This window comes from Streptomyces sp. NPDC051364 (assembly GCF_040682115.1).
Classification (GTDB): Bacteria; Actinomycetota; Actinomycetes; order Streptomycetales; family Streptomycetaceae; genus Streptomyces.
Map to the genome: position 1 here is coordinate 1 of NZ_JBFBAH010000089.1, position 1452 is coordinate 1452.

Genomic DNA, 1452 nt, shown 5'->3' on the forward strand with positions numbered 1-1452 from the left:
CAATGCCGTTGACGTAGGGCTGGATTGGTGAGACGACGTCATCGGGGGGTGGTGTCGGTGGCGTTGTCTCTTCCGGATCTGGCCGGGGTGGGTGTGCTGACCCGGGTGTATCCGCCGTGGCTGGTGGACGAGGTGGTGGCTCAGTGCGGGCGGGTGGAGAAGCGGCGTCGGCTGTTGCCGGCCCGGCTGGTGGTGTATTTCCTGCTGGCGATGGCACTGTTCTCGCCCGCGCCGTATCTGGAGGTCATGCGGCATCTGTCCGAGGGCCTGCGGTGGGCGGGGCTGTGGGGGCCGTGGCATCCACCGAGCAAGGCCGCCATCTTCCGTGCCCGTGGGCGGCTCGGGGTCGAGCCGATGGCCGCGCTGTTCGGCAGATGTGCCCGACCGCTGGGCACGCCCGCGATGCCCGGGGTGTTCTGGAGGGGCTGGCGGCTGATGGCCATCGACGGCACCCGTTTCGATGTCGCCGACAGTCCGGCGAACGCCGCTGAGTTCGGCCGTCCTGGCACCGGCCGCGGCGAAGGCACCGGCGGATATCCGCAGGCGCACGTCGTCGCCCTGGTGGAGTGCGGCACCCACGCCGTCATCGACGCGGTCCTCGGCGGCTGGCGGGACGCCGAGGTCCGTCTCGCCGAGGACCTGGAACGGTCACTGACCGCGGGCATGCTTGTCCTGGGCGACCGCAACCTGCCCTCGGCCCGGTTATGGCGGGCCCTGACCTTCGGTGGCGCCGACCTGTGCTTCCGCGCCAAGACCAACCGCCGCCTGCCCGTCCTTGAGCCGCTTGCCGACGGGTCCTGGCTCACCACGATCCAGGCCCACGACGACAAGAAGGCCGGCCGCCAGCCGGTGACGGTCCGCGTCATCCGCTACCGCCTGGACGATCCCGGACGCCCCGGCCAGGACCAGTACGTCCTGCTGACCTCGGTCCTGGACCCGGACCGGGCCCCGGCCGCCGATCTGGCCGCGCTCTACCCCGAGCGCTGGGAATGCGAGACCGTCCTGGACGAGATCAAAACCCACCAGCGCGGCGCCAAGACCGTGGTCCTGGCCAGCAAGACCCCCACCGGGGTCCGCCAGGAGATCTACGCCCACCTCCTGGTCCACTACGCCCTGCGGGCGCTGATAGCCGAAGCGGCCGCCGGCAGTCGAGAGCCGGTCGACTGCGACCGGCTCTCCTTCACCACCGCCCTGCGGGCGGCCCGCCGCACCGTGACCATCCTGCCCGGCTCTTTTTCCCCCTGACCACCTGCACAAGGCCTGGCAGCACTTCCACGCCGAAGTCACCGAACGGCTCCTGCCCCCGAGGCGACTGCGCAGCCAGCCCCGCGCCGTCAAACGCAAGATGTCGAACTACAAGGCCAAGACCAGCCGCCACCGCGACTGGCCCCAACCAACCCGGCCCTCACACAACGCCATCGTGATCCAACCGCCATAAAACAACGGCATTGC

The 1452-nt window shown here is 70.2% G+C and carries 1 protein-coding gene; it reads left to right on the forward strand.

The annotated features are described in order from the left end of the window. Positions 1-57: 57 nt before the first annotated feature. The gene (locus AB0M76_RS43450; RefSeq protein WP_365958293.1) at positions 58-1245 is read left to right on the forward strand and encodes an IS4 family transposase; all 1188 of its coding nucleotides are present in this window, start codon (positions 58-60) and stop codon (positions 1243-1245) included. Positions 1246-1452 lie beyond the last annotated feature (207 nt).